At 38.9% G+C, this 24,170-nt stretch carries 17 protein-coding genes, 1 tRNA gene and 1 pseudogene; 6 read left to right on the forward strand and 13 right to left on the reverse strand.

The window, feature by feature from the left end; translation table 11 throughout:
- Positions 1–43: 43 nt before the first annotated feature.
- The 7 genes from B2400_RS08700 to B2400_RS08730 all read right to left on the reverse strand — a co-directional run bounded on the left by B2400_RS08700 (position 44) and on the right by B2400_RS08730 (position 12,225).
- Entirely contained in the window at positions 44–1,315 is a 1,272-nt protein-coding gene (locus tag B2400_RS08700; RefSeq protein ID WP_293932671.1) for an McrC family protein, read from the reverse strand.
- Positions 1,308–3,557, reverse strand: coding sequence for an McrB family protein (locus B2400_RS08705; protein ID WP_293932673.1), 2,250 nt, complete (start codon positions 3,555–3,557; stop codon positions 1,308–1,310). Before B2400_RS08705 ends, B2400_RS08700 begins: the two co-directional genes overlap by 8 nt.
- A 38-nt stretch (positions 3,558–3,595) precedes the next feature.
- Positions 3,596–5,110 carry an HsdM family class I SAM-dependent methyltransferase gene (locus tag B2400_RS08710; RefSeq protein WP_293932675.1) on the reverse strand — a complete coding sequence of 505 codons (1,515 nt, stop codon included), beginning with the start codon at positions 5,108–5,110 and terminating at the stop codon, positions 3,596–3,598.
- A gap of 73 nt (positions 5,111–5,183) precedes the next feature.
- Positions 5,184–6,686, reverse strand: coding sequence for an RNA-binding domain-containing protein (locus B2400_RS08715; protein WP_293932677.1), 1,503 nt, complete (start codon positions 6,684–6,686; stop codon positions 5,184–5,186).
- Complete coding sequence (locus tag B2400_RS08720) at positions 6,676–7,245, reverse strand: DUF4062 domain-containing protein (protein ID WP_293932679.1); 570 nt, start codon at positions 7,243–7,245, stop codon at positions 6,676–6,678. Before B2400_RS08720 ends, B2400_RS08715 begins: the two co-directional genes overlap by 11 nt.
- A gap of 4 nt (positions 7,246–7,249) precedes the next feature.
- Positions 7,250–9,406, reverse strand: a complete 2,157-nt coding sequence (locus tag B2400_RS08725; RefSeq protein ID WP_293932681.1) for a restriction endonuclease subunit S — start codon at positions 9,404–9,406, stop codon at positions 7,250–7,252.
- A complete protein-coding gene (locus B2400_RS08730; RefSeq protein WP_293932683.1) occupies positions 9,406–12,225 on the reverse strand; it encodes a DEAD/DEAH box helicase family protein in 2,820 nt (939 codons plus the stop codon). Before B2400_RS08730 ends, B2400_RS08725 begins: the two co-directional genes overlap by 1 nt.
- Before the next feature lie 1,108 nt (positions 12,226–13,333).
- Here B2400_RS08730 and B2400_RS08735 point away from each other — a divergent pair.
- Both B2400_RS08735 and B2400_RS08740 read left to right on the forward strand, forming a co-directional pair.
- Positions 13,334–13,495: a hypothetical protein gene (locus B2400_RS08735; protein WP_293932685.1), complete on the forward strand. Its 162-nt coding sequence runs from the start codon at positions 13,334–13,336 to the stop codon at positions 13,493–13,495.
- Between the two features lie 56 nt (positions 13,496–13,551).
- Positions 13,552–13,947, forward strand: a pseudogene (locus B2400_RS08740) (recombinase family protein); the annotation flags it as partial.
- 26 nt (positions 13,948–13,973) lie between these two features.
- Here B2400_RS08740 and B2400_RS08745 read toward each other — a convergent pair.
- Positions 13,974–14,168 carry a hypothetical protein gene (locus B2400_RS08745; protein ID WP_293932687.1) on the reverse strand — a complete coding sequence of 65 codons (195 nt, stop codon included), beginning with the start codon at positions 14,166–14,168 and terminating at the stop codon, positions 13,974–13,976.
- Between B2400_RS08745 and B2400_RS08750 the strand changes: the two genes are divergently transcribed.
- Positions 14,098–15,117: a recombinase family protein gene (locus tag B2400_RS08750; protein WP_293932763.1), complete on the forward strand. Its 1,020-nt coding sequence runs from the start codon at positions 14,098–14,100 to the stop codon at positions 15,115–15,117. The two genes, B2400_RS08745 and B2400_RS08750, sit on opposite strands and share 71 nt — an antisense overlap.
- Here the strand turns inward: B2400_RS08750 and B2400_RS08755 are convergent.
- Positions 15,080–15,151: transfer RNA gene (locus B2400_RS08755), tRNA-Glu, on the reverse strand. The two genes, B2400_RS08750 and B2400_RS08755, sit on opposite strands and share 38 nt — an antisense overlap.
- Positions 15,152–15,267: 116 nt before the next feature.
- On the opposite strand from B2400_RS08755, the gene B2400_RS08760 reads away from it, so the two are divergent.
- Entirely contained in the window at positions 15,268–17,751 is a 2,484-nt protein-coding gene (locus tag B2400_RS08760; RefSeq protein WP_293932689.1) for a family 20 glycosylhydrolase, read from the forward strand.
- 39 nt (positions 17,752–17,790) lie between these two features.
- On the opposite strand, the gene B2400_RS08765 is transcribed toward B2400_RS08760, so the two are convergent.
- The 4 genes from B2400_RS08765 to B2400_RS08780 all read right to left on the reverse strand — a co-directional run bounded on the left by B2400_RS08765 (position 17,791) and on the right by B2400_RS08780 (position 21,952).
- A complete protein-coding gene (locus B2400_RS08765; protein WP_293932691.1) occupies positions 17,791–18,513 on the reverse strand; it encodes a hypothetical protein in 723 nt (240 codons plus the stop codon).
- A 198-nt stretch (positions 18,514–18,711) separates the two neighbouring features.
- Positions 18,712–19,200 (reverse strand): 6,7-dimethyl-8-ribityllumazine synthase, encoded by a 489-nt coding sequence (ribH, locus tag B2400_RS08770; RefSeq protein WP_293932692.1) that lies wholly within the window; start codon positions 19,198–19,200, stop codon positions 18,712–18,714.
- Positions 19,201–19,269: 69 nt separating this feature from the next.
- Complete coding sequence (locus tag B2400_RS08775; protein WP_286650306.1) at positions 19,270–19,944, reverse strand: tetratricopeptide repeat protein; 675 nt, start codon at positions 19,942–19,944, stop codon at positions 19,270–19,272.
- A gap of 73 nt (positions 19,945–20,017) precedes the next feature.
- A complete protein-coding gene (locus B2400_RS08780) occupies positions 20,018–21,952 on the reverse strand; it encodes a polysaccharide biosynthesis protein (protein WP_293932695.1) in 1,935 nt (644 codons plus the stop codon).
- A gap of 132 nt (positions 21,953–22,084) precedes the next feature.
- On the opposite strand from B2400_RS08780, the gene B2400_RS08785 reads away from it, so the two are divergent.
- Positions 22,085–23,296, forward strand: coding sequence for an alanine dehydrogenase (locus tag B2400_RS08785; RefSeq protein ID WP_286650308.1), 1,212 nt, complete (start codon positions 22,085–22,087; stop codon positions 23,294–23,296).
- A gap of 3 nt (positions 23,297–23,299) precedes the next feature.
- Positions 23,300–24,166, forward strand: a complete 867-nt coding sequence (locus B2400_RS08790) for an alpha/beta hydrolase (protein WP_286650309.1) — start codon at positions 23,300–23,302, stop codon at positions 24,164–24,166.
- The last annotated feature ends 4 nt before the right edge of the window (positions 24,167–24,170 follow it).

Consider the following 24,170-nt stretch of genomic DNA (forward strand, 5'->3'; position numbering starts at 1 on the left):
TTCCCATATTGCCGAATATTTTCATTAGGAGCTCAAAGTTATTTTAACATAATGATAATATGTTTTTTAGCACAAATTCAGGGATAAATTTATCGCTCAAATTCTCTTCTTCATCAAACAGTTCAGCAAAATACAATTCGCAGCCATGATTTATATCTTTCGCAAATTCTGATCTTTCGTAATGTTTTATTCCTTTATTCGATTGATCGGTTTTAGGATAGAAAAGGAAGGATTTATGAGCATTAAACTGGAAATTATATACAAACATCTGCTTCAAATCAGTGTCTGATGGAGTATCTTCGTCTATCACTTTCCATTTTGTATCGACAACAAAATTGTTTAAAGCTTTCTCTTTAGTTTGATAACTTATTATAATGTCTGGTCTGATTGTTTTGTCTCCCCAGAATTTTTGTTTGCTTTGTCTTCTAACGGAAAAATTTTGGTCAGGTAAAGAACTTTCATATTTTTTAAGACATTTGAATATATAATTTTCAAACAATTTATTCATGTCAAATAAAAGAGCCAATATATGCTGATTTCCAGCAGAAAAATTAGGACAATAGTTAGCTATAATTAATTTAGCCAAAGATATTGCATCTTGATACTGTTCTGTTTTGCGATCAAAGTTCAACTTGTCCAGTTCAGAAACGGAGCCTCGCCAACTGTCAATATCAGTGAAATAAAGAAGTTGTTGGGAAACAGTTTGCTTTATTGATATATCAGAATAACAATTTTCAACAATATTCAATGCTGTTTTTAAAATGCTGTTGTACTTATTATTATGATCGTAAATTGTGTGTTCTGTATAAAACCGCTCTTTATGAACTAAGTTATGTTGGATATGCTTAGATAGCAGCAAACGTCCTTTCAATACTTTTTCATTTCCTACATGGTGATGGTATTTTTTGACTAATCCTAGATGAGTTAAACGTTCTACCTCTTTTATAAAAGTATACAGATAAATATCCAGCAAATTCCGCCTTGTTATGCTTTGGGAAGCAGATTCAGTTTCATTCAACTTAATATATCCGGCCATTTGAAGCATTCTTAGCAAAGCAGGTTGCCACTTTGATCTGGATTGCTCCCCGTAAGATTTATTGTCTGCCTTGGGAAGAATTTCGATGACTTTACTGCCCACCTGTAAAACACCTACATATGACTTGAATGTTATTTTATTAAAACCTATTGTAAAGTACTTACCGCCATGCAGATCATTAAATTTTACCAACGCATTAAAGTGGTATTGGTTAAAGCCTTTCTCACCAACGTTCAATCTTTCATATTCAAAAATAGTAATAGTATTGCTCTTACTCATATATACGTCTTACCATATTTTGGAACTCCAAATCGTCAATCGTATCCAGGTTTTTAAGAGTATACACTGTTTTATCTTCGATATCAGAGCTGTCGTAAGTTCCTATTTTCATAAATACAGCCTTGTTTTTTTTGATTTCCAGAAAATCAGCTCCTATGACCAGTCCGATTTTAGCATAATCATTATAAAAATATTCTTGTAGCAGGGGTATAATTTTATTGCTAAATACTTGCCTTAGCTCTTTTATATCAACTATCTTTATAAGAAAGGCATGTCCTATCGTATGATCCCGGTTTAATAATTTCTCAAGCCTATTGTTAATGATTTCCAATAGCTGCTGAAGGTTGATATCAAGATCTTTCATTTCAGTTTTCAGTAATTTAGGATCTGGTAATACTTCTTCAAATGAAAACCGTCTTCTCAAAGCTGTATCCAATGCTTCAATACTTCTGTCGGCCGTATTCATTGTTGCCACAATTCTTAAATTTAGCGGAACGCCAAACAAACTTTTCGAATAAGGTAGCGAAGTGATTATTTCAGAACTTGTACCCAGACGTTTATCATCTTCTATTAGTGTGATCAGTTCCCCGAAGATAGAAGCAACATTTCCTCGGTTCAGTTCATCAATAATCAGATAATACTCCTGTGTATCTTTAAATCTTTTTTGTCTGTTTATTCTGGAATCTGACAGGCAATCCTGGAGCGTTTCATATCCAGCCAATTGCACGGCTTTTTCACACGCCTGATAAAATATTCCGGGTACTATTTCATACTGTAACTTTTCGGAACCTTCGTCTTCTGAATCCGCTAAAACCGGCTTGATACCTTCTATAAAATCTTCATAGGAAAATGATTGATGAAAAGTTATAAATGAGAAATTCTTGGGTTTGATGATCTTATTATTTACCAGTTCTTCTTCTCCGAAATAAAACCCGTTTTCTCTAAGTAATGTCAGTAAGGTACTCCACCTTGTTCCTCCGTTGAGTCGTACAAATGTTTTTGTTTGAGAACTATTGAGATAAATGGGGTGTTCAAACTGCTTCAGCCATTTTACCGGCACAGTCTGAAAAGAGAAACTATTTTTTATAGCTTCCTGGTAATTATAATCTTGTGTAACTTCTGCTATGCCAAATAGCCTTCGCCCTGAAATCACACATATATAGTCTCCTTTTTTTACGTAACGTAAGTAGGATATCAACTGATAATTTCCCCATCCCTCATCCTCTATGTGTTTAGGTGTTAATTGCTCTAAATCACCCCATGATTTGTCCACCCATTCGTAACCAAGTACCTTATCTCTTTTGAGTTCATCCCATAAATAGCCATTTCGCCCGGGAGCCAAATGCCAGAAATTGCGGGATGTGTCCAACATAATCCGATCCTGAGCTTTTTCAGTAACTTCTTCATCTAAACAGAAATTCTTGCGTACCAGATACGTTTTCCCCGTTCCAGGAGGACCATAATAGACTTGATTGAAAGACTTTAATTCGAAAGAAGATTGAAATAATCTTTCTTCCTGTACAGGTTCGTCTTCGGTTTCTACCGTTTCCGGATCGTCCGGACTTCCGTATTCATTAAATAAGGCATCATACATCCGGAGTATCGGTAACTGCTGATAAGAATATGAAATGCCTTCCTTTACTCCTTTCTGAATTTTTTTCAGCGCACTATCTTTCATTTTTCGGCCATTGCCTTCTTTGGAAAGATTATCCTTAAAATTAGGAAACAGGCTTTGATCAAAGAAAGGAGCCTTTACGATTTGTAACTGTTTGTTGTCATCGAAATAAAGCTGGATATCAATACTGTTTGTTTCAATGTCTTTTTCAGAATGTAGTATGTTTATTTTCCGGAAATTATTTTTTTGTTCGTAGGTATTACGGTCTAATAGCATAGATTCGGTAAACGAAGAGTCAGCCAAATGTATAGGATAAAATGCTTTGGGAGATTGTCGAATCGTTAAAACAATCAGGCTGCTGTCTAATCTAAAATATTTAAACGCCACAAATTTCCGGGAATCCAAAGGAAGGTTATTATGTATTACCTCAAAAGTCATTTTTGGATGTCCATCAATATCAAGCCTCTCTTTTGCTTTCCATAGATGTATATCTTTTCCGGATATAATAAATGCATAGTCACCTACTTCCACTTCTCCAAGTTTCATCGGACTCAGTGTCTCATAATAGGCTTCCTTGATTTGTTTGTTATCTGGTGTTGGTTTTATTTTTCCGAAAAATAGCTTCATGGTTGTTTATTTTTTATGAATAACGAAAGTTGAGCCGTCTACTTTTCCAGTTCATTAGACAATTCTTTCAAACTGGCCAGAGCCGATTCTATATTATCGATGATTTCTGAAGCCAGGATATCGGGATCGGGCAGATTTTCCAGATCAGTAAGGCTTTCATCTTTGATCCAGAAGATATCCAGAGAAGTTTTGTCTCTTGCGATGATCTCTTCATACGTAAATTTACGCCATCTTCCATCCGGATTTTCTTCGCTCCACGTTGCTTTACGTTTATAAATATTGTTAGCATTATAACAATGCACAAAATCTTCCAGATCCGCCTCGGTCATCGGTTTCTTTTTCAGCGTATGATGCACGTTGGTACGGTAGTCATATATCCATACCTCTTTTGTTGAAGCTTCTTTTCCTCCTTTTTTATTGGTAAAGAACAATACGTTGGCCTTTACTCCATTAGCATAGAATATACCGGTTGGCAGGCGTAGTATGGTATGTAATTCTGTTGTTTTCAGCAGTTGCTTTCGAACCTCTTCACCTGCACCTCCTTCAAATAAGACATTATCTGGTAATACTACTGCTGCTTCGCCGTCTATTTTCAATAATGTTTTGATGTGTTGAAGGAAATTCAACTGTTTGTTAGATGTCGTTTCCCAAAAATCCTGGCGATTGTAGCTCAGATCATCTTTTTCGGCTTCTCCTTCATCATTAGTAACTATGTAGGAGCTTTTTTTGCCAAATGGCGGATTTGCCAGGACATAATCGTGTGTGTTATGATCTGGTGCGATAAGCGCATCACTTGACTTGATCAATGGTTCTCCATCTATTTCACCTATGCCATGCAGGTACAGGTTCATCAGACACATCCGGCGGGTATTGGCTACAATTTCGTTGCCATGAAAGGTTTTGTCTTTTAAAAACTTCTTCTCTTCTTTATCCAGCTTATTATGCTCTGTAATATAATCATAGGCGGCCAGAAAGAAGCCGCCAGATCCGCAGGCAGGATCTACGATGGTTTTCATCGGTTGAGGTTGTACACATTTTACCATAGTACGTATTAAGGCACGAGGTGTGAAATATTGCCCTGCACCAGACTTGGTATCTTCTGCATTCTTTTCTAATAAACCTTCATATATCTTACCTTTGATGTCAGCACCCATTAATGCCCAGTTTTCTTTATCTATGAGTGCAATAATTTTTAATAATTTTGCCGGGTCCTGGACTTTGTTCTGACTTTTGGTAAAGATCTGTCCCAACATACCCTTTTCTGTAGACAGTGTTCGTAACAATTGGGTGTAGAAGTTTTCTAATGCCGCGCCATTCTTTGAGCGAAGATTTTCCCAGGTACAGCGTTCTCCGTCTTTTAATTCATTTCCATCTACATCTTTGATAAATGGCAATTGAATCTTCTTATCATAGGGTGGCTTATTTAATTCTTCCACCATTTTCAAGAATAAGAGATAGGTTATTTGTTCCAGATAATCACCATAACCTACTCCGTCATCACGCATCACATTGGCAAGGTTCCATATTTTTGATATTATTGTCGCTTCTGTCATTCTCTTTTTATATTATTAGCCAATGCTTTTACTGCATCATTCCATTTCTTTAGCGCATCACAACACTGATGTGTTAATTCTTTAGTGCGTCAAATTTTTGTTTTAGTGCATCATTTAGTTCGTATTCTCTATATTTATCAGAGCCTATTCGTTGTAATAAATGATGCGAGTTTAATAGCAACAGATCTCTTTGCATGGTGGCTCTTGATACATTAAGGTTGTTCATCAGAGCTTTAAGTGGTAGAGCTCCTTCTATATATAGTAGTTTTATTACCAATATAAGTCTATTTTTTACTGCATCACTTACTGCATCACTTACTGCATCACTTACTGCATCACTTACTGCATCACTTACTGCATCATTAAGTCTTTTTATTGCATCATTATCAAGAAGAGCTCCTGCTTTATGAGTATCTGTTTTAGGACCACGAAATGTAAGTATTACCTCTCCTTTACTTTGTTTCCAAACTGGTGTCGGAAGACCAGCTTCTTTACATTCTTCTAAAATCTTTAATGTCCCACGTCCCAGCTTATCAATATACCCGATCAGAAATACCATATGGGCAATATCCGGATTGACCGGAAAAGAACGGTGATTGGTCTTAAGATCTTTAATGTTAATGTCATCCGGTAGATTTCCGCTATTGGCAATGGTCAATTTATCTGGATAAACCGAAAGTGTCATTTGACTCTTAAAACGGCTATAGTCCCGATGTATTAAAGCATTGATAATTCCTTCCTGCAATGCTTTTTCAGGATACGCAAAGTCCACCCGTTGCCAATGCTTTTCATCGAAAATGCTTTTTGTGCCTAGATTCTGAACATATTGTTCTAAGCGTTCCCGTATAGAGAACAGGTTTCCTTCCAATACTTCATCACGAATCAGTGATTTATCAGTCTTACCTTCGGCATATTCCGTAAGTCGTACTCGGGCCTGTGGTAGAAAACGAATAGGATTTTTGGCAAACAATATCACGCAGGCATTAGTAAAAGAGCCGTTATTAAATAATCCGTAATGATTCAAAAATTCTAGTAAATCCTCTCCTTCATAATTGCTGCGACGATTCTTTTGTGATGTCTGCATAATTTTACGGATCAGCTTTTGATCAAGATCTTCCCATTCTACGCCAAAGGATACCTGACGTTCCCAATGCAATTCATTTTGTTGTCGGGTATGGATTAAGGATGCAATTTCTTCAGAGGTTGCTTTTTGGTTATGAATACCTCTTCGGAAATAAATGGTTCCTTCAAAAATATAGGGTTGTTTAGATCCTTCCCATACACGGACAATCATAAAACGTTGCCCATTATAGGTTTCTATATTTGCATCGAAAGGTGTTTCCGGGACAATATGTTGTACCAGATACTGCTCTGCTTCTTCTACCGAAATATCATTTGGAATACCAACCAAGTTTTTGTTTTGATCAATTCCTATGACTAATCGCCCGCCTTTTGCATTCAAAAGACCGCAGATTGTTTGTGCAATTTTTTCCAAATCAAAGGACGGAAGAAAAGCTAATTCTTCGTTCTCGCCCTTCGCAATCAGGTTTTTGAATTTTGAACTGTTATTCTCCATCTCTTAAATTTTTTAAATCTCTTATAAATCTCTCATCCCCAAATTGGCTTACCACAAAAGGAGCTCCATCTAAAGGATACTTATAAAATTCCTGTGTCCATCTTCTATTACCTAATGGTAATCCTTCACCTATTGCCATATTGTACATATCAATAACTCGTAGATCGTCCAATACATTAGTCTTTCTCAATCTGAAGTTTTTACGTTTACCGTCTCTATAAAACATTTTTTGTTTCAGAAGCTGTTTTGCAAATACAACATGTGAATGTGCTAAAAACCCCCTAGGTTTATCTAACTCTATCGCCTTTTCAAACTCTTGAAAAGTTATTCCTGAGCCATAAAAAGGCAAGACAATTCCAAAAAAGAAATCACAGTCTTCAACTGCTTTTAAACAAGAGACCAAAGGTGGTTGTCCAGGAATATTATATATTGTTCCCATATGAGAACACAAAACTTCATACCCCATTCCAGTTAAGGTTGCATATATCTGTTCTATCTCGTTTTTAAAGTGATAAACAGTCGATGACAACATAATTTTTATAGGTCTTTCTGCTGGCATAGGCTTACTTTTTCTTTTTGGGAAAATCTACAAGTGTTCCATAACCGGTTGGTACAAGATTGACGGTGTCTTTTTGCATCCACTCAATGGCTTTGTAAAAACGATGTTCTTCCAACCCCAGTTTCCGGTCTGACCAATTGTAGCGGGCTTCCTGAACAATTTCCTGATCTGTAGGGTTGTTCTTTCCTAAAATTAGCAAATTATTCCAGGCTGCATATACCGTGGCAACAATTTCAGCTTGTTCCAGATCGAATGTGAGGAATAAATGAAGTAATTGATCAACTCGTTGTTTCTGCTCTTCTGACAGATTCTTTTCGAATTGTGTAATTGCTTTTCCGACTCCTTTGCCCGAAACATACGTATATCCGATTTTATTTTTCTGTACGGAAAAATAACCCGCCATCTTTGCCCGGTGTTCCACTGCTTTCAAACGCTTATAATCATCCGGACCCGCAGCATCCTTCACGGGCTGTCTACCCAAAGGGATTTGCAGGTGGTATTCGACCAAATGAGAAAGCTTTTCACATTTGATGTGCGTCAATAATGTATGATGTTTTGGATTGTCTTCATGGAGCCGGATTACTTTAGCGATCAAACCTGCCTGAATATCAGCAGATATTTTTCCTGTTGCTGCAGCTGTGGGTTTGGCCGGAGTAATAGCTTTTTCTTTCTCTGCCTTTTTCTTGCCGGTTTGTTTTTCTGCTTTTATCTTTTCTAACAGCACCGAAGCCGGCTCATAATCCGGTTCTTTTCGGCAAACTTCCAGTTCAGCCTGTGTCAATAATGCTCCGGCAAAGGCTTTTTTCAAGATACTTTGCCGTAAAGCCTCAGCTTTATCCAAGCTGGTTTTGATCTGATGTTCTACTGCATCACAGACGGATAAGCGGGACTCTATCTCTTTAACGATTTGGTGTTGCTCTTTGATAGTACATAAAGGGAATGGCAAGTTCTTAACTATTTCAAGATTAAGTACATCCATAGTTGTGCCATGGTTTTCTAATTTATAAAGGCTCTTTAGAAAAGAACTTTCAAAATAATATTTAAAAAATTTAGGACTATAATACTTATTTAAGGTTATCTTAATCAAGCGTGGATTAATGATTCCTTGGGGAGCATTTTCTGGTAGTATTAAAACTTTACCAACCGTACCGACTAAAGAAATCAAGATGTCATAAGGTTGAACCGAACAACTATATAATTCTTTATATTTGTTCAGGTCAATATAGTAATTGCCAATTTCTATGTTGCCCGCTATAACCTGTTCTTGTCCGTAGACTTTGTAACCATTATCCACATAAAATTCCTTTTTTAGAGAAGATCCAAATGGTCCTGCTTTTAGTGAAACAGCTGAAAAATGAACTACTTTATCAATTTTTACCCATTTCCATAAACTATTTAACGTTGGAATTTTAGCTAATTCATCTGTAGTTAAATTTTCTAGCGCTTTTAAAAATTTAGGTTTGTCGGGTTTCGATTTTTCGCTTTGATTTTTTAGCCATTTATCCTTTTCTGTGCTCCATTTCTTTAGTTGAATTTCAGAATAATTCTCTCTATCATAATCTATTTGCTGCAATAATTTCTCAGCAGAAGTTAGATCCGTTTGTGCATTTCTCCACTCCTTTGTAAACTCTCCTTCAAATGCCTTTTTTAAAACAGCCTGCCGATAGATTTTTAATTGTCCCTGTGCTTTTTTCAGATCTGCAATACTGGCATCTAAAGCAGAAAATAGCTGTTCCATCTTTTTGACAATGGCACGTTGCTCGGAGAGTGGGGGTAAACCAAAATATATTTTAGAGAATTCAGAAATCCAATATCTTTTATGTGTTTCTGACCTGACTTTATTCACTTGCATAGCACCAAATACAAACTTTAGATTTACTAAGTTTGACTTTGGTAACAATATTTTCATTGCAGATGATTTTACCTTAAACCTAAAATTTACAAATTGACTTGCAGTCGTAAAATCATCAAATATAATTGTGGGCAAATTGTCAAAAATGCCAAAATTCTCCTTTGTATATCCTTTAATAAATCCTTTTCCTGCCGTTAATACAGGTGTGGGATATTTGTCATTATAATCTTCTTCTTTAACGATATACTTCGTTGGTTGTTCATAATCCAACAAATCCTCAAAAGTACATTCTATCCAGTCTTCTCTCATTATGCAGCTAATGCTTCATTTAATTCATTAATAATTTGTTCCATCTTATTCCCAAAGAGCTGGTACATTTTGCCACGGCCACCCCGGGCATCAAAAGGTGTATAATCCAGATCTTCCAGTTCAATGTGGTAGGAGCTGATGATATGATCCTTGATCATACGCAGCCAATCCATTTGCTCTGTTGTAAAACGGTTGTGCTGGCCCGCATTTTGGGTAAAGATCCACTGCTTAAAATTTTCGTCAATGGTTTTATCATAAGGCCGCAGCTCGGTATCAATGCCACACACCTTGCGAATCAACGAAACCAAAGCTGTTAATTCATCTTTTGGAGCTTCACTCTGGGTTGCACCGATGGTTTTATAGGCCGACCATATATGAACAGGGGCGAAGGTCGGTTTTTCCAGACGTATTTTTTCCATGATTTCTTTAATCATGTTAAATGTCACCATACGTCGGTTATAGGGTTGGTTGTAATAAATGCTCAATGCTTTGATCTCATCCTTATTCGCTTCCAGATAGGCTTCAAAATCTTGTATAAGCGACCGGGCATTATCCATAGAAGTGGTATCCCATTCTGATCGGGTTACGGTATCCAGGTTGATATGGTCTATAATCTGATCGTGCTGCTTACGCACATTATCCAAGTACTCATTTAATTTTCCGTTGAACGTCAATGAAGCTGCTTTGATCAGCTTGTTTTGTACCTCTTGTCGTAGCTGATCTTCTTGTGCAGGCGTACGATCCGCAACAGGTATCTTTTGTAACTGCAATTGTACCAGATCTTCTACACGATCCGCATCAAAAGCCTCGATCAGTTCTCTTGTGATCTGTTTTAGATTTTTGCCACCGGAAAATTCCAATAACTTTTCCTGTTCTTTTTCAGATAACTGTTTGTCAAGCCTTATCAGTCGGTTTGCCAGGGATAAAAACACATCTTCATCTTTCACACCCATCGTCACCGCTCCCAGCAAATCTTTAAGGGAAACGGTCGGCTTTCGCTCCAAAGGACGACTGTCTGTTTTCTTAGACTTGGTCGCTCCTACGGCATCAACAATGATGAAATGGGTTTTGTTATAGGCTGTCTTACTGACGAGTTGCAATTTATCATCGGCAATGGTACGTGTACCACGACCTTTCATTTGTTCAAAATAATTGATACTCTTTACATCCCGCATAAACAGTAAAACTTCTAATGGCTTTACATCAGTGCCTGTAGCAATCATATCTACCGTAACCGCAATACGTGGATAGTAGTCATTTCGGAACCGGTTCAATACAGACTTGGGGTCTTCATCTATTTTATAGGTTACTTTCTTGCAAAAATCATTGCCTTCCCCAAATTCCTCCCGTATCATTTGTATAATATCATCGGCATGGCTGTCTGTTTTGGCAAAGACCAATGTTTTGGGGACTTCATAATTCCCTTCTCTATCCCAACGATCAGGATAAATTTTGGTTTCTAAAGCATTTTTGAATTCCCTGACAATATTTCTTATTTGGGAAACATTAACTACTGCTTTGTCCAAATCATTTCTACGGTATTCGGTATCCTCGTCCTCCTGTTGCCATCGTTTAGCACGGGATAATTTATCTCGTCTGTCTACATACCATCCGGATTGGATAACACCTCCGTTCTTCGATATTTCGGTTTCTATCGTATAAACTTCGTATGGCACATTCACACCATCAATTACTGATTCTTCATAGGTATATTGACTCACTACATTTTCATTAAAAAACCCGAAAGTCCGTTTATCCGGTGTAGCTGTAAGACCTATCAGAAAAGCATCAAAATAGTCTAACACCTGTTTCCACAGATTGTAAATGGAACGGTGGCATTCGTCTATAATAATAAAATCAAACTGTTCTATGGGTACTCGTTCATTATATGCAACAGGAATAGCTTCTTTTTTTGCCAGCTGCTTTTCCAACCAGGAAGATTGCTCATTAGGATTTTCTTTCTCTTCATTTTCGTCCAGTTCTTCACCTTTGAGTATCGAATACAGTCGCTGGATTGTCGAGATACAGACATGACTATCTGCTGCTATATGGCTTGATGAAAGGCGTTGTACATTGTATAATTCCGTAAACTTGCGATTGTCATCCTGAGGCTGATAAGCCATAAACTCCTGTTCAGCCTGTTCTCCCAGGTTTTTGGTGTCGACCAGAAAAAGAATTCGTTTTGCCTTAGCAAATTTCAATAGTCGATAAACAAATGTAGCTGCAGTAAAGGTTTTTCCTGCTCCGGTCGCCATTTGTATCAGTGCCTTTGGTCGATTTGCCTTAAATGATTTTTCAAGGTTTTGTATTGCTGTAACCTGGGCTGGTCGTAGACCTTCTGTGGCTAAATTGCCTAAATCTTGTAACCGTCCTCGTAATGATTGTTGTGATTTATACCATTCCCAAAGTGTCTCTGGTCGATGAAAGTGAAATAAATTACGGCTGCGGGCATTGGGATCACGATAGTCTGTGAACCGAGTTACAACGCCTGTACTTTCATATACAAACGAAATTGCCTCACTGCTATTGAAAAATTTGAGCTGTGCTGCTGCATAAGTCTTCGATTGCTCCTCTACGACGGTCAGCCGATGTCCTTCGTCTTCTTTTTTAGCTTCGATAATACCCACTGGAACTTGTTCGACAAACAACACGTAGTCGGCTGGTCCCACAGAAGTCTGATATTCCCGGATAGCGACTCCTCTCGATGCACTAAAATCAATATCCTTCTTTGACTGCACAGCCCAACCTGCCTGACGAAGCATTTCGTCAATTCGGTCACGTGCTATCTGCTCGGGATTTTGATTTATAATTAAAGCCACTCGCTGTTTATCTTGTTATATTAAAATCTGCAGTGCAGTAAAAAATTGCTCTTAATTGATTAAAAGAGTAAAAATATCCAATCTAAACATTTTACGCAAGTAAAGTTTGAGATATTAACCTGATATGATGCCAAAGTACTAAAGTAAATAATTCTCAATCTGAAAACCAGCAAGCTTAATCCTAAAACTTAAAGGTGAAAATCCATTTTTTTTTTCAACCATTCGACTTCGGATAAATGGTTTAGCTCACTGCGCAAGGGCAAGTAGTTTTGAGGCACTAAATTCTATTTAGAGTGCCCCAAAACACAACTTGCCATGTTACAGCGAACATCAAAAAATCGTTTTACAGAAGTAAATTTTATGGAGGACAAAATGAAGTTTAAAAAACTTGAAAGCAAAAATGCTCAATCAAAATACAGAAAAGGTATACCGTATAGTATACTGTTTTCCTTGCTATCAGTCGACTTAATCGCTATAAGTATACCATCGGTATACCAATATCCTCTGCAACTCCCGCTTGCCTCTTTCAAAACATTAGTGTATTTCTTTTATGTTCTTAGTGCTATTAAATTCTATCGCATCAGATTCTCGGAAAGAAGTCTATCTGTCCAGAATGGTTGTTAGCTATCCGAAATGTAGAAGTTCTGGAATTCTTGCCTGCCTGCCTGCTATCAGACTTGCTTCCTTGAAAGCCTGATGGCAGGACAACTTTCACTTCTGAGTGTTTGTGATAGCTGTGGAATTAGTTATGGTTCAATTTTCTCTCTTAAAATTGTTTTCAAAACAGAAAAAAAAGAAAGCCATTTTAACAGGGCGGACAGGCGAAAAAACCAAAAGGAAACGGAATAAATCCCGAAGGGTGGCAGGGCAATCAAACAACTCGGAGAAGCCACCTTTTTGCCCTGCCATTATGCCGTAAGCTTTTGGTTGGGGGGTGCGGTGGCTGTCCGCTTTATTTTTGCGACCTTTTTATTCTTTTCTGGGAACATATCTTAATCATTTCTTTGATAGTATTTGGCAACCGAAAGCCAAATGCAACCTTTGATGGCAACAAACTAAGCTCAACCTGCTTGTCAGTCTAACTTTAGTCAGAACAAAAAGTTAGGCGATGCAGGAGAGAAAAGAAATAGAGAAAATACCTATCGAAGAAGCAATGGAGCTTCTTCGAGAAAATGGTATTGATGTGGGGCAGGAAGAAGCCGAACTGATCATGGAATTCCTGTATAACCTTACGATGATCGTAATTCGGGAATGCTTTGATGTTGAATGATTTATTTCGTAAATTAGCTAATCCCAAGACACATTATCCATTTAAAGAGATTAGCGATGAAGAGAGCAGATTTATACATACGTGTATCCACCGATGAACAGGCAGACAAAGGATATTCTCAACGTGACCAAGAGGAGCGTTTGAAAAGATTCTGTGTTACCAATAAGATTACCGTTGGTCAGGTTATTTACGAAGATCATTCTGCTAAAACTTTTAACCGTCCCCAATGGATGAAACTGTTGAGCAACCTTAAAAAGAAAAGTTCAAAGACTGACCTTGTCCTGTTTACCAAATGGGATAGGTTCAGCCGTAATGCAGGCGATGCCTATCAGATGATCAATACACTTAACAAATTAGGCATAGAACCACAAGCAGTCGAACAACCTTTAGATCTATCTATTCCCGAAAATAAGATGATGCTTGCCATTTATCTGGCAGCCCCGGAAGTAGAAAACGACCGAAGAGCTTTGAACACATTCTACGGAATGCGCAGGGCAAGGAAAGAAGGGCGCTTGATGGGGAAAGCTCCATTCGGATATATCAACAGAAGTAAAGAGGATGGCAGAAAGTACGTTGCATTTAAAGACCCCGAAGCATCTGCAATGCGTTGGGCTTTCAACGAAATAGCAAAAGGAATACTTGCTGCTGACCAAGTACGACAAAAAATGAACACGCAAAGTCCTGTAAAATTGAGTCGAAGTGCATTTCATGTAGCCATTCGTAATCCTTTATATTGTGGAAAAATATTCATTGCCAAGTTTCAGGACGAAGAAGCGCATTTAGTACAGGGGCAGCACGAACCGCTGATATCCGAAGAACTATTTAATAAAGTACAACATGTATTGGACGGGAACAAAAGAGTGGAACGTCCCAATACCAAAATACTTTCAAATGTCAATCTTCCATTAAGAGGTTTCTTGGTATGTCCTGATTGTGGTCGCAATCTTACAGGAAGTGCTTCTAAAGGAAGAACGAGCCGTTATTACTATTATCACTGTTTTTCGGCTTGCGGATTTCGTCAGAAAGCTGAATTTGCCAACGATATTTTTGAAACGGGTATGCATCAGTTCGAATTGGACGGTGGTATAAAGAATGTTCTGAAAAAATTGCTATTGGACAACTACAAGAAGTTTGTGCAAGATCCAATGAACGAAAAGAAACGGATAGTACAGGAAATAGACAGGCTCAATGCTAGACTTTCGGTTGCACGCAACAAATTGCTTTCTGAAACGATAGACGATGAAGAATATCTTGACATTAAGAAAGAGTGCAAAGGACAAATTGAGAAGTTGGAAGAACAGCTAAGTAAAGATGGTTCAGATACTAAAAATTTCAACGTCGACAAGACTTTGGATAAAGCATTACAACATATTCAAAACATCCCGAAACTGTACAGAGAAGGCGAAATCCAAACAAAGAGAGCCATAATTGGTTCGATATTCCCCGAAAAATTGGAGTTTGATGGAAAAACGTATCGAACCGCCCGAATGAACGTAATCGCAAATCATATCTTTCAGCTAAACAACGGATTAGCCTTAAAAAGAAACAGGACAAACGAAAATATATTTCATTTGTCCTGTTTAGTAGCCCGTAGGGGAATCGAACCCCTGTTTCAAGAATGAAAATCTTGCGTCCTAACCCCTAGACGAACGGGCCTTATTGTGTTTCGGTGTGCAAATATAGAATTTAGTTTTTTATTCGCAAAATATTTTTGATAAAAATTGAATAACTACGTTTTTTGCCTAATTTTAAGCATTAACATTCATTAAATTATGCAACTATTAACGAAAATGGGACTGGTTATTCTCCTATCAAGCATGTCTAGCCTATTTGTACAAGGTCAAGACCTTAATCTAAAATGGGATTATGGAAAGACGTACGATGGTAAAGACGATCTGGGGCTTCAACTAACACTACTCAATAAATCCGACAATACATTAAAACTTAACGATTACGCCTTATGGTTCAGTTCGATGTATCCCATCAACGAAGGTAATTTTGGTGCTTATACCATTCATAATCGAAATGGGAATTTATACAGTATAGATTTTCATAATCAGTCAGTCGCTCCGCAGGACTCTTTATTGATCAGCTACCAATCGCCTTATCCGATTGCGCATACTTCACTGATTCCAAACGGTTTTTACTTGCAGCACCATAAAGATCATAAAGATGTTATCGAGATCGGCGATCCAACAATTACACCATTGAAATTATCGAAGGCTGAACAGCAGCAGTTTCTCTCTGCACTGTATGAGAAGAATGCTGCGAGAAGTGGCGATGCGGACCAGTTGATACTACCAACACCGATGTCTATCAAAGAGGGTAGAGGCACGTTGACACTTTCTGGCTCAGTGGGATATTACATCGATGTTGCATTTAATTTCGAAATGAATATGTTTCAGGAATTCGCGACTCAGCTTGGACAACTGAGTTTTACAGAAGCCCAGCAGAACGCTGCCAAGGTTAGGGTATTATTCGATAAGACTTTAGGAGAAGAAGAATATAAGCTTTCGATCAGTTCGACCGGTGTAGAGATAAAAGCTGGGAAGCCTTCAGGGGCATTCTATGCAATTCAATCGGTGAAATCTTTAATGACGGCGGATCAATTAAATAGCATTGGAAATGTCAATCTACCATACTTAGAGGTGCACGATAAACCTCGCTATGAGTATAGAGGGCTGATGATTGATATTGCTAGAAATTTCAAGGATAAGAAAGTTATTCTAAAATACCTTGATTTGATGGCGATGTACAAAATCAATAAGCTGCATCTTCATTTTATTGATGATGAGGGATGGCGTCTGGAAATCCCGACATTACCGGAATTAACGGACATCGGATCTGTTCGCTCGCCTTATTTTCAGGATGGACAAAGTTTGCAGCCGGCTTATGGCTCGGGAACTGCAGTAACCAATGGGCATTATCTTTCTAAAGCAGACTTCCAAGAAATTTTAAAGTATGCCGCAGCGCGCTATATCACAGTTATTCCTGAGATTGAAACACCTGGACATGCACGCGCCGCAATCAAGGCTATGGAAGCTCGCTATAATCGTCTCATGGCGCAAGGTAAGCAAAAAGAGGCCGAAGAGTTTTTGTTATATGAAGCCGAGGATAAGTCGGTTTATAGCTCTGCGCAGTATTGGAACGATAATGTGATGAATCCGGCTCTTCCTTCTGTTTATCGCTTCTTGGATGTGGTTATCACCGAGATCCAACAAATGTACACAGAAGCGGGCTTGAAGTTGGAGACGATTTCTTTAGGAGGTGATGAAGTTCCATCGGGCTCATGGGAAAATTCGCCAAAGATCAAAGAACTGATGGTCAAGGAAGGTTTCACGTCAGTTTATGAGGTCTGGCCCTATTATATCGCTCGTATCCAGGAAATCTGTGCTGCTAAAGGCCTGCAGATGGCGGGTTGGGAAGAGATAGGAATGGTTAACAAGGGTAATGGAATGGTCGTTAATGAAGAACTGTCACATAAGAATATGTTGCTGGATGTTTGGAATAACGTAATTGGAGGAGGACAAGAGGATTTGGCATATAAACTAGCAAATGCGGGATACAAGACTGTGTTTGCAAGCTGCGCGAACTATTATCTTGATATGGTGTGGGATAAGGATTTCCGTGAACCAGGTCTTAAATGGGCATCCATCACTGATCTATATCAGTCTTTCGCCTTGCTTCCAGAATCATTCTTCTCCAATATGAAGTATACAGAAGCGGGCTCTAAATTGGAAGATAGCTATATCGCTGGAAAGGTAAGATTAACGGAGAAAGGGAAATCGAATCTAGTGGGCTTAAAGGCCGCGTTATGGCAGGAAACTGTATTAACCGCCGATCGAATGGATTATATGCTCCTACCGCGCTTATATGCATTAGCGGAACGTGCGTGGAGACCTGCACACGCTTGGGAAAATGACTTTAAGTTTGACAAGAAAGCGTTTAATAAAACCTATACTGCCTTTATCAATAAGGTAGGCAAGCAAGAGCTTCCGAAATTGCAGCAGCTTGCAGGAGGATTCCAATACCGTTTGCCATCGGTGGGGGTGAAGCAACAAGGTGATAAGCTACTTGCTAATGTCGAATACCCAGGATTCGTGATACATTATACGACCGATGGGTCGGAACCTAATTCAAATAGCCTGGTGTTCCCAAAAGAAGGAATTAAGTTAAGAAAAGGAAATAAAGTTAAACTTGCTACTGTTTCTACTGATCGCAGAGTAGGAAGGGTGAGTGAGTATATTAATGAATAGCTAAGGAATAGAAAAGCCCGCGATTTGCGGGCTTTTCCATTAGAATGTTTTGAACTTTTGCTTTTCCATATCTGTAAAGGATGCAACCTTTTGATAGGAGATGCTATCTGAGCTACCTTTAAAGCTCGTAGGAAGCACTAAACCACTACCGATGTCTTTATAGCCATTAACGATATAACTCTTGCTATCGACGTCTATACGCTTAATTAAGCCGGTTTCTTCATTAACATAGATGCTTCCTGATTTACCAAGGAAGTTGTTGAAAGTTATCTTCTTCAAACGCTCCGCATTGATGATCTTACTTTCGGTCTGATCGCTCAGCGAAGAATTGGATAATAACGTAACGGGTAGCGACAATACCTTTAAGTCCAGATTATACTGTTCGATTATATTTGAAAGATCGTCCCTATAATCTTGAACTGGAAGTGCTGCTCCGTTCTCATTGAATACTCCTGTTAGTTTCTGCGTGCGTACGTTGAATAATAACACAACACTCTCGTTGTTGATTCCACCTTCAAAGCGGACATCACCGGTTTTCTTATCCAAGAGGAACTTACGCTCCGAACTAATCGAGCTAAATTTGCTGTTACCTGATACGGTAAACATCATATAGTTTGTGTTATCCCATTTGCTTTTCCCGCCGATACCCGTCCATATCTTATCACTGATGGAACTGCTCTGAGCGAAGATGGGTTGCAATGGAATTGTTACTATAATAAGAAACATGTACATATAGTAAACTATATTCTTCTTATTTTTCATAATACTGAAATTTTATGTGAACTAGGGTACACCCTATTTTTGTGATTACCTGCTTCTATATTTCTTTTTGGGATATGAACCATAGGCAGCGCACGTTTGGGATGCACATGAAGATAGGATGCTTGTTCCTAAGAACACAACACCCAGAACTATAAATAGATAACGCTTCATAACACTAGTTAATCAAAAACAATACCACTAATGGCTCTGATGGATTAAGCCCATTTGAATGGCTGTGATAGCGGCTTCTTCTCCCTTATTGCCATGTTTTCCTCCTGCGCGGTCGATCGCTTGTTGTAGGTTGTCGGTCGTTAAAACGCCGAAAATAACAGGTTTACTGTGTTTTAAACCTACTTGTGCAAGCTCAGTACCGACAGCTTGGCAGATAAAATCAAAATGTCTTGTCTCGCCCTGAATTACACAGCCTAATGCAATAACTGCGTCTAGATCTTTATTTCGAAGAGCAATATCACTTCCTGCAATAAGTTCATAACTACCCGGAACCTCAATCAGCTCGATATTTTCTTCCTTTGCGCCGTGATCCAATAAACCTTTGTATGCTCCGTTCAACAATGCGCCAGTAATCTGTGCATTCCACTGGGATACCACAATTGCGAACTTTAAATTCTCGGCACTGCCAACTTCGATATGGGAAAAATCTGAAAGGTTTTTTAAACTGCTTGACATAATAAAAAATGTTATCCTATAAAAAAGGGCCACCTGTTGGGGGCCCTCAAAGTTACTAAAATTTTATAATTACTGTTTCGCTTGTACTCTAGCGATAAAGCTGTCGATCGTTGTCGCTTCTGCGCTCTCAGGGAAATCATTGCGAATCTTCTCATAAGTAGCTTCAGCATTTTTGTAGTCTTGAAGCTCTTCGTATACTAATCCTAATTTCTTCAAGAATACCGGAGTAGTAAATGTATTAGATGATTTCTCCGCAGCTTTCTTATAGAAGTTTGCAGCTTTATCATAAATCTTCTCTTCAGAATACGCATCGCCTAATAGACCGATTACTAAAGGGTCAAGGATTGCGCTTCCAGTCTCGGAGTATTGCTCTAGATATTTGATTGCTTCTTTGAAGTTCTTTTGGCGAAGGTATAGACCACCTAAGTATGCATTAGCGATGTTTGCGGATTTTGTATTGCTGTATTCGTCCGCAATCTCTTTGAAACCTGCGAAAGAACCGTCGCCTTCGATAGCTTTCTTCTGCAATGAATCAATGGTAGCGTACTGCTCCGCTTGGTACATTTCAGCTGCTGCCTTCTCTGCTCTAGGTGCTAGATATAGTTTTTGATAGCCGATGTATAATAAAATCAATACGATAATACCAGCAACAATAAAGATGATGCTCTTTTCGTTTTCTTGAAAAAAAGATTTCTTCGAACCGCCAGTAGTCGTTGAAGAAACGTTTTGTTTATTTTGTGACATTCTTAGTTTGAATAGATTACGGAACGCAAAAATACACTTTTATAGAATACTTGCAATAATTTCCCGAAAATAATTAAGTGGTTTGCGAGTTAGCAGCTTCGACAGTTTCTTTGTCCAATTGCTCATAAATAGAGTTTTGACTCTTGAACTCCGGTACAATAACCTTCATCTGCCTTACAATGTTCATGTTGTTATGCATGTTAAGTGCTTTGGAAAGGTTGGCTATCTCGGTTTTTACCAATTCGAAATCATTCTCCCTTACTTTAGCAATCATGATTTTTTCATGGTGCGTTGAAACTGTGTTTTCTAAGTCGTTGAGCAACTCCTCATAAAGTTTCTCGCCAGGACGAAGGCCTGTAAATTTGATTTCAATATCCTTAAATGGCGTATGTCCTGATAATTTTATCATCTTCTTCGCCAAGTCGACGATTTTTACCGATTTACCCATATCAAATACGAAGATCTCGCCACCATTACCCATGTTGCCAGCTTCTAGCACGAGTTGACAGGCTTCTGGAATGGTCATGAAATAACGTGTGATATCAGGATGGGTTACCGTCACGGGGCCCCCCTTTTCGATTTGGTCTTTAAAACGAGGGATTACTGAACCGTTTGAACCTAATACATTCCCGAATCGAGTGGTAATAAACTTGGTCCCCTTACCGTCATTTAAGTTAAATAGGTAATTGTTCAGGGTTTGCACATACTTTTCAGCAATTCTTTTGGTTGCACCCATCACATTCGTCGGATTCACAGCTTTATCCGTAGATACGAAAACAAACTTGCCAACCTCGAATTCAACAGCAAGATTTGCTAATAGATATGTGCCGAATACGTTGGTTTTAACACCCTCGCTAGGGTGGTTCTCCATCATCGGAACATGCTTATAAGCCGCAGCGTGGTACACAAAATGCGGTTTGAACGTTTGGAACAGCTCGCGCATTCTTTCCTCATTGCGGATGTCAGCAATATAGGTATGATATATTTGATTTTTAAACTGATCCTGAAGGTCGAGTTGAAGGTTGTGTAGCGGAGACTCAGCTTGATCACAGAGGATAATCATTTGTGGTTCGTAACGGCCTAGTTGCTTTGATATTTCGCTACCAATGGAACCCGCAGCACCTGTCACTAATACACGCTTGCCACGTAGTTGATCTAACAATTTTTCATTAGAAATCTGAATAGGAGCACGTTCTAACAAGTCTTCAATCTTAATCTTTTTGATTTGACTTGGTGAGAGATCACCATTCATAATCTTATTGACCGGTGGCAATGTCAATACATTGACGTTATGCTCGAGAGCCTGATCGATAATCGCATTCTTGGTGTCGATATCAATTCGCGATGAGGCAATAATCAATTCGTCGATACCATATTTGTCGATAATGCGTTGGAAGTCTTTAGAAGCAAAAATCTTAAGACCATCGATGGATTTACCGATTTTTTCTTCATTGTCATCAATATAGGCGACAATGGTCTTGTCGGAACGGAAATCATGCTCGAACGTACGTTTTACGGCGATGCCCAAATCACCAGCTCCATATACTGCAGCACTTTTGCGACCATTGCGAGCCGACTTGGTATATTGAAAAAATATCTTGATACAGGTTCTGTATGTTGTCAGCCCTGTAAATGCAAACAAAGAATAGATAATGATTAAGTTGGTCGGTACCGAAAGATGAATATCAAATGCAATGAAGACCAACTTCACCAAGAACATAATAATCGAAGTAAACACGATGGTCGATAAAATTCGAATCGAATCTACCGCTGAAGTGTAACGAACGATACCGCTGTATAGTCTGAAAACAAAAAATGAAACGGCAGTTAAGCTAATGCAGAACAGAAAAGATGTCGCAAAATCTACTCTTGAAAAGGCTTCGAGCTTAAAATTATGGTACAAAGTGAATGCAAAGAGAAAAGCAATCGCCGAAACTGCGATATCAAACATGAAAATAATCCATCTTGGAACAATCCTGATATGATTCAATGGTCTAAAGAGCTTCATTGTGATAGGTTAGAATGCAAACTTACGATTATTTTAACTTCTGAACTTCCTATTTTTTAGTAAATATAATCTTAAAAGCGTGTTTAATTGAAAGAATATTACGTATTTTTAGGGTAACATATTAAGTTTTAAATGATAAACGTGTCGAAGATTGCTCAGCAGGGTGTGTTACAACCTCAAGAAGCCATGCTGAAAACGGGAAAGAAAAAGGGACGATTGACCATAGGAATACCCAAAGAAACATCTTTTCAAGAAAATAGAATCGCGCTAACTCCACTATCCGTCGGCTTATTGGTCGAGAACGGACATGAAATCATTTTGGAAAGCGGTGCAGGTAACAAATCTAACTTCCTCGACCATCATTATAGTGAGCAAGGCGCACAGATTGTCTACGACGCTAAGGAAGTCTTCAAAGCGGATATTATCATCAAAATATCAAGCCCTACATTGAAGGAAGTCGAACTGATGAGAAACCGGCAGGTTCTCTTTAGCTCACAGCAGCCTTCGCTCATGGGGATTGATATTCTCAAAGCCTTAATGAAAAAACAGATAACGGCACTTTCCTACGAATACTTGCAGGACGAGGGCGGACATCTTTCTGTCGTACGTGCCATGAGTGAAATTGTAGGTGCTACTTCGGTATTGATTGCCGCAGAATACTTAAGTAATGTTTTTGACGGGAAAGGCCTCATGCTAGGCGGTGTAACAGGTGTTCCACCTACCGAGATGGTGATCATCGGCGCAGGCACAGTAGGTGAATTCGCAGCACGAACTGCTATTGCCTTAGGTGCTCAAGTCAAAGTATTCGATAGTTCTATCTATCGACTTAGGCGTTTGCAGAGTAACGTCGGCAGCCGTGTATTCACTTCTGTTATTCAGCCTATCATCCTTAATAAAGCCGTTCTTACCTCAGATGTTGTTATTGGCGCGGTTCGCGCTAAGAACGGAAGAACTCCTTGTCTGATTTCAGAAGATACCGTATCGAAGATGAAGCCTAATTCCGTGCTTATCGACGTGAGCATCGATCAAGGCGGTTGTTTTGAAACCTCGGAAGTTACCAACCACGATAAACCGGTATTCAAAAAGTACGATGTCATTCACTATTGTGTGCCCAATATCGCGTCCAGAGTAGCTCGCACCGCGACCTATGCCTTAACCAATATCTTTACCCCGATTCTACTGGAGATTGGTGAATCCGGAGGTATGAACGCCATGATATGGGCGAATCAAGGGATTCGCAGTGCAATCTATCTATATCACGGGAACCTGTGTAACAAGGATATGAGCGAGAAATTCAACCTGCCATGCAAAGATCTTGATCTGATCGTTATGGCCAACCTATAAACCATGAAAAATTTGTTTTTTGTATTATCCATTATGCTATCTAGTGCTGCGTTCGCTCAGGATAAAGGCGAAATGAGACCTTTGTATTCCGGAAACCAGATTCCGGGAGCCACAAAGCCGACCGCTGAATTGGCGGATAAGGAAATTCCGAAGCTTTATGTCCATCCCGCTGCGCAAAACAGTAAGGATTTGGCATTCTTGGTCATCCCCGGGGGTGGCTATGCGGGAGTAGCGATGAACCATGAAGGACATGATGTGGCCAATCGTTTAAATGATTTAGGCTACAATGCTTATGTGTTGGAATATCGTTTGCCTAAGGTCGAAACGATGAAAGATAAGCGTTTCGGACCCTTGCAGGATGCTCAGTATGCGTTAAGAACAGTAAGGAAAGAAAACCCGGGCAAGCGTGTGGTCGTATTGGGTTTCTCGGCTGGAGGACATCTGGCAGGGTCACTAAGCACCTTATACAATAGACCGCAAACCGAAGAACTGAAAGATACCAACTTACGCCCTGACTTCTCGGTGTTATGTTATCCCGTAATCAGTATGGATGACGCTATCACACATAAGGGTTCAAAAAATAACCTCATTGGTCCTGATTTCAAGGCGGAGGATGTCGAGCTGTTTTCTTTAGAGAAGCAAGTCGACGAGAACTCGCAACCGACCTTCTTGATGAGTGCAAAGGATGATAAAGGAGTGCCAATCGAGAATAGCTACCGCTATCAGGAAGCTTTAAAGAAGAATAAAGTCGAAAACATGATCTTTACCTATGAAGAAGGTGGACATGGTTTTGGCTTAGTCAATAAGACCGACGCTCGCGATTGGTTTGATGCGATGATTCAATGGGTCGAAAAAGTAAAGAAATTCTAAAATA

It is taken from the genome of Sphingobacterium sp. UBA6645, from assembly GCF_002455685.1.
GTDB lineage: Bacteria > Bacteroidota > Bacteroidia > Sphingobacteriales > Sphingobacteriaceae > Sphingobacterium > Sphingobacterium hotanense.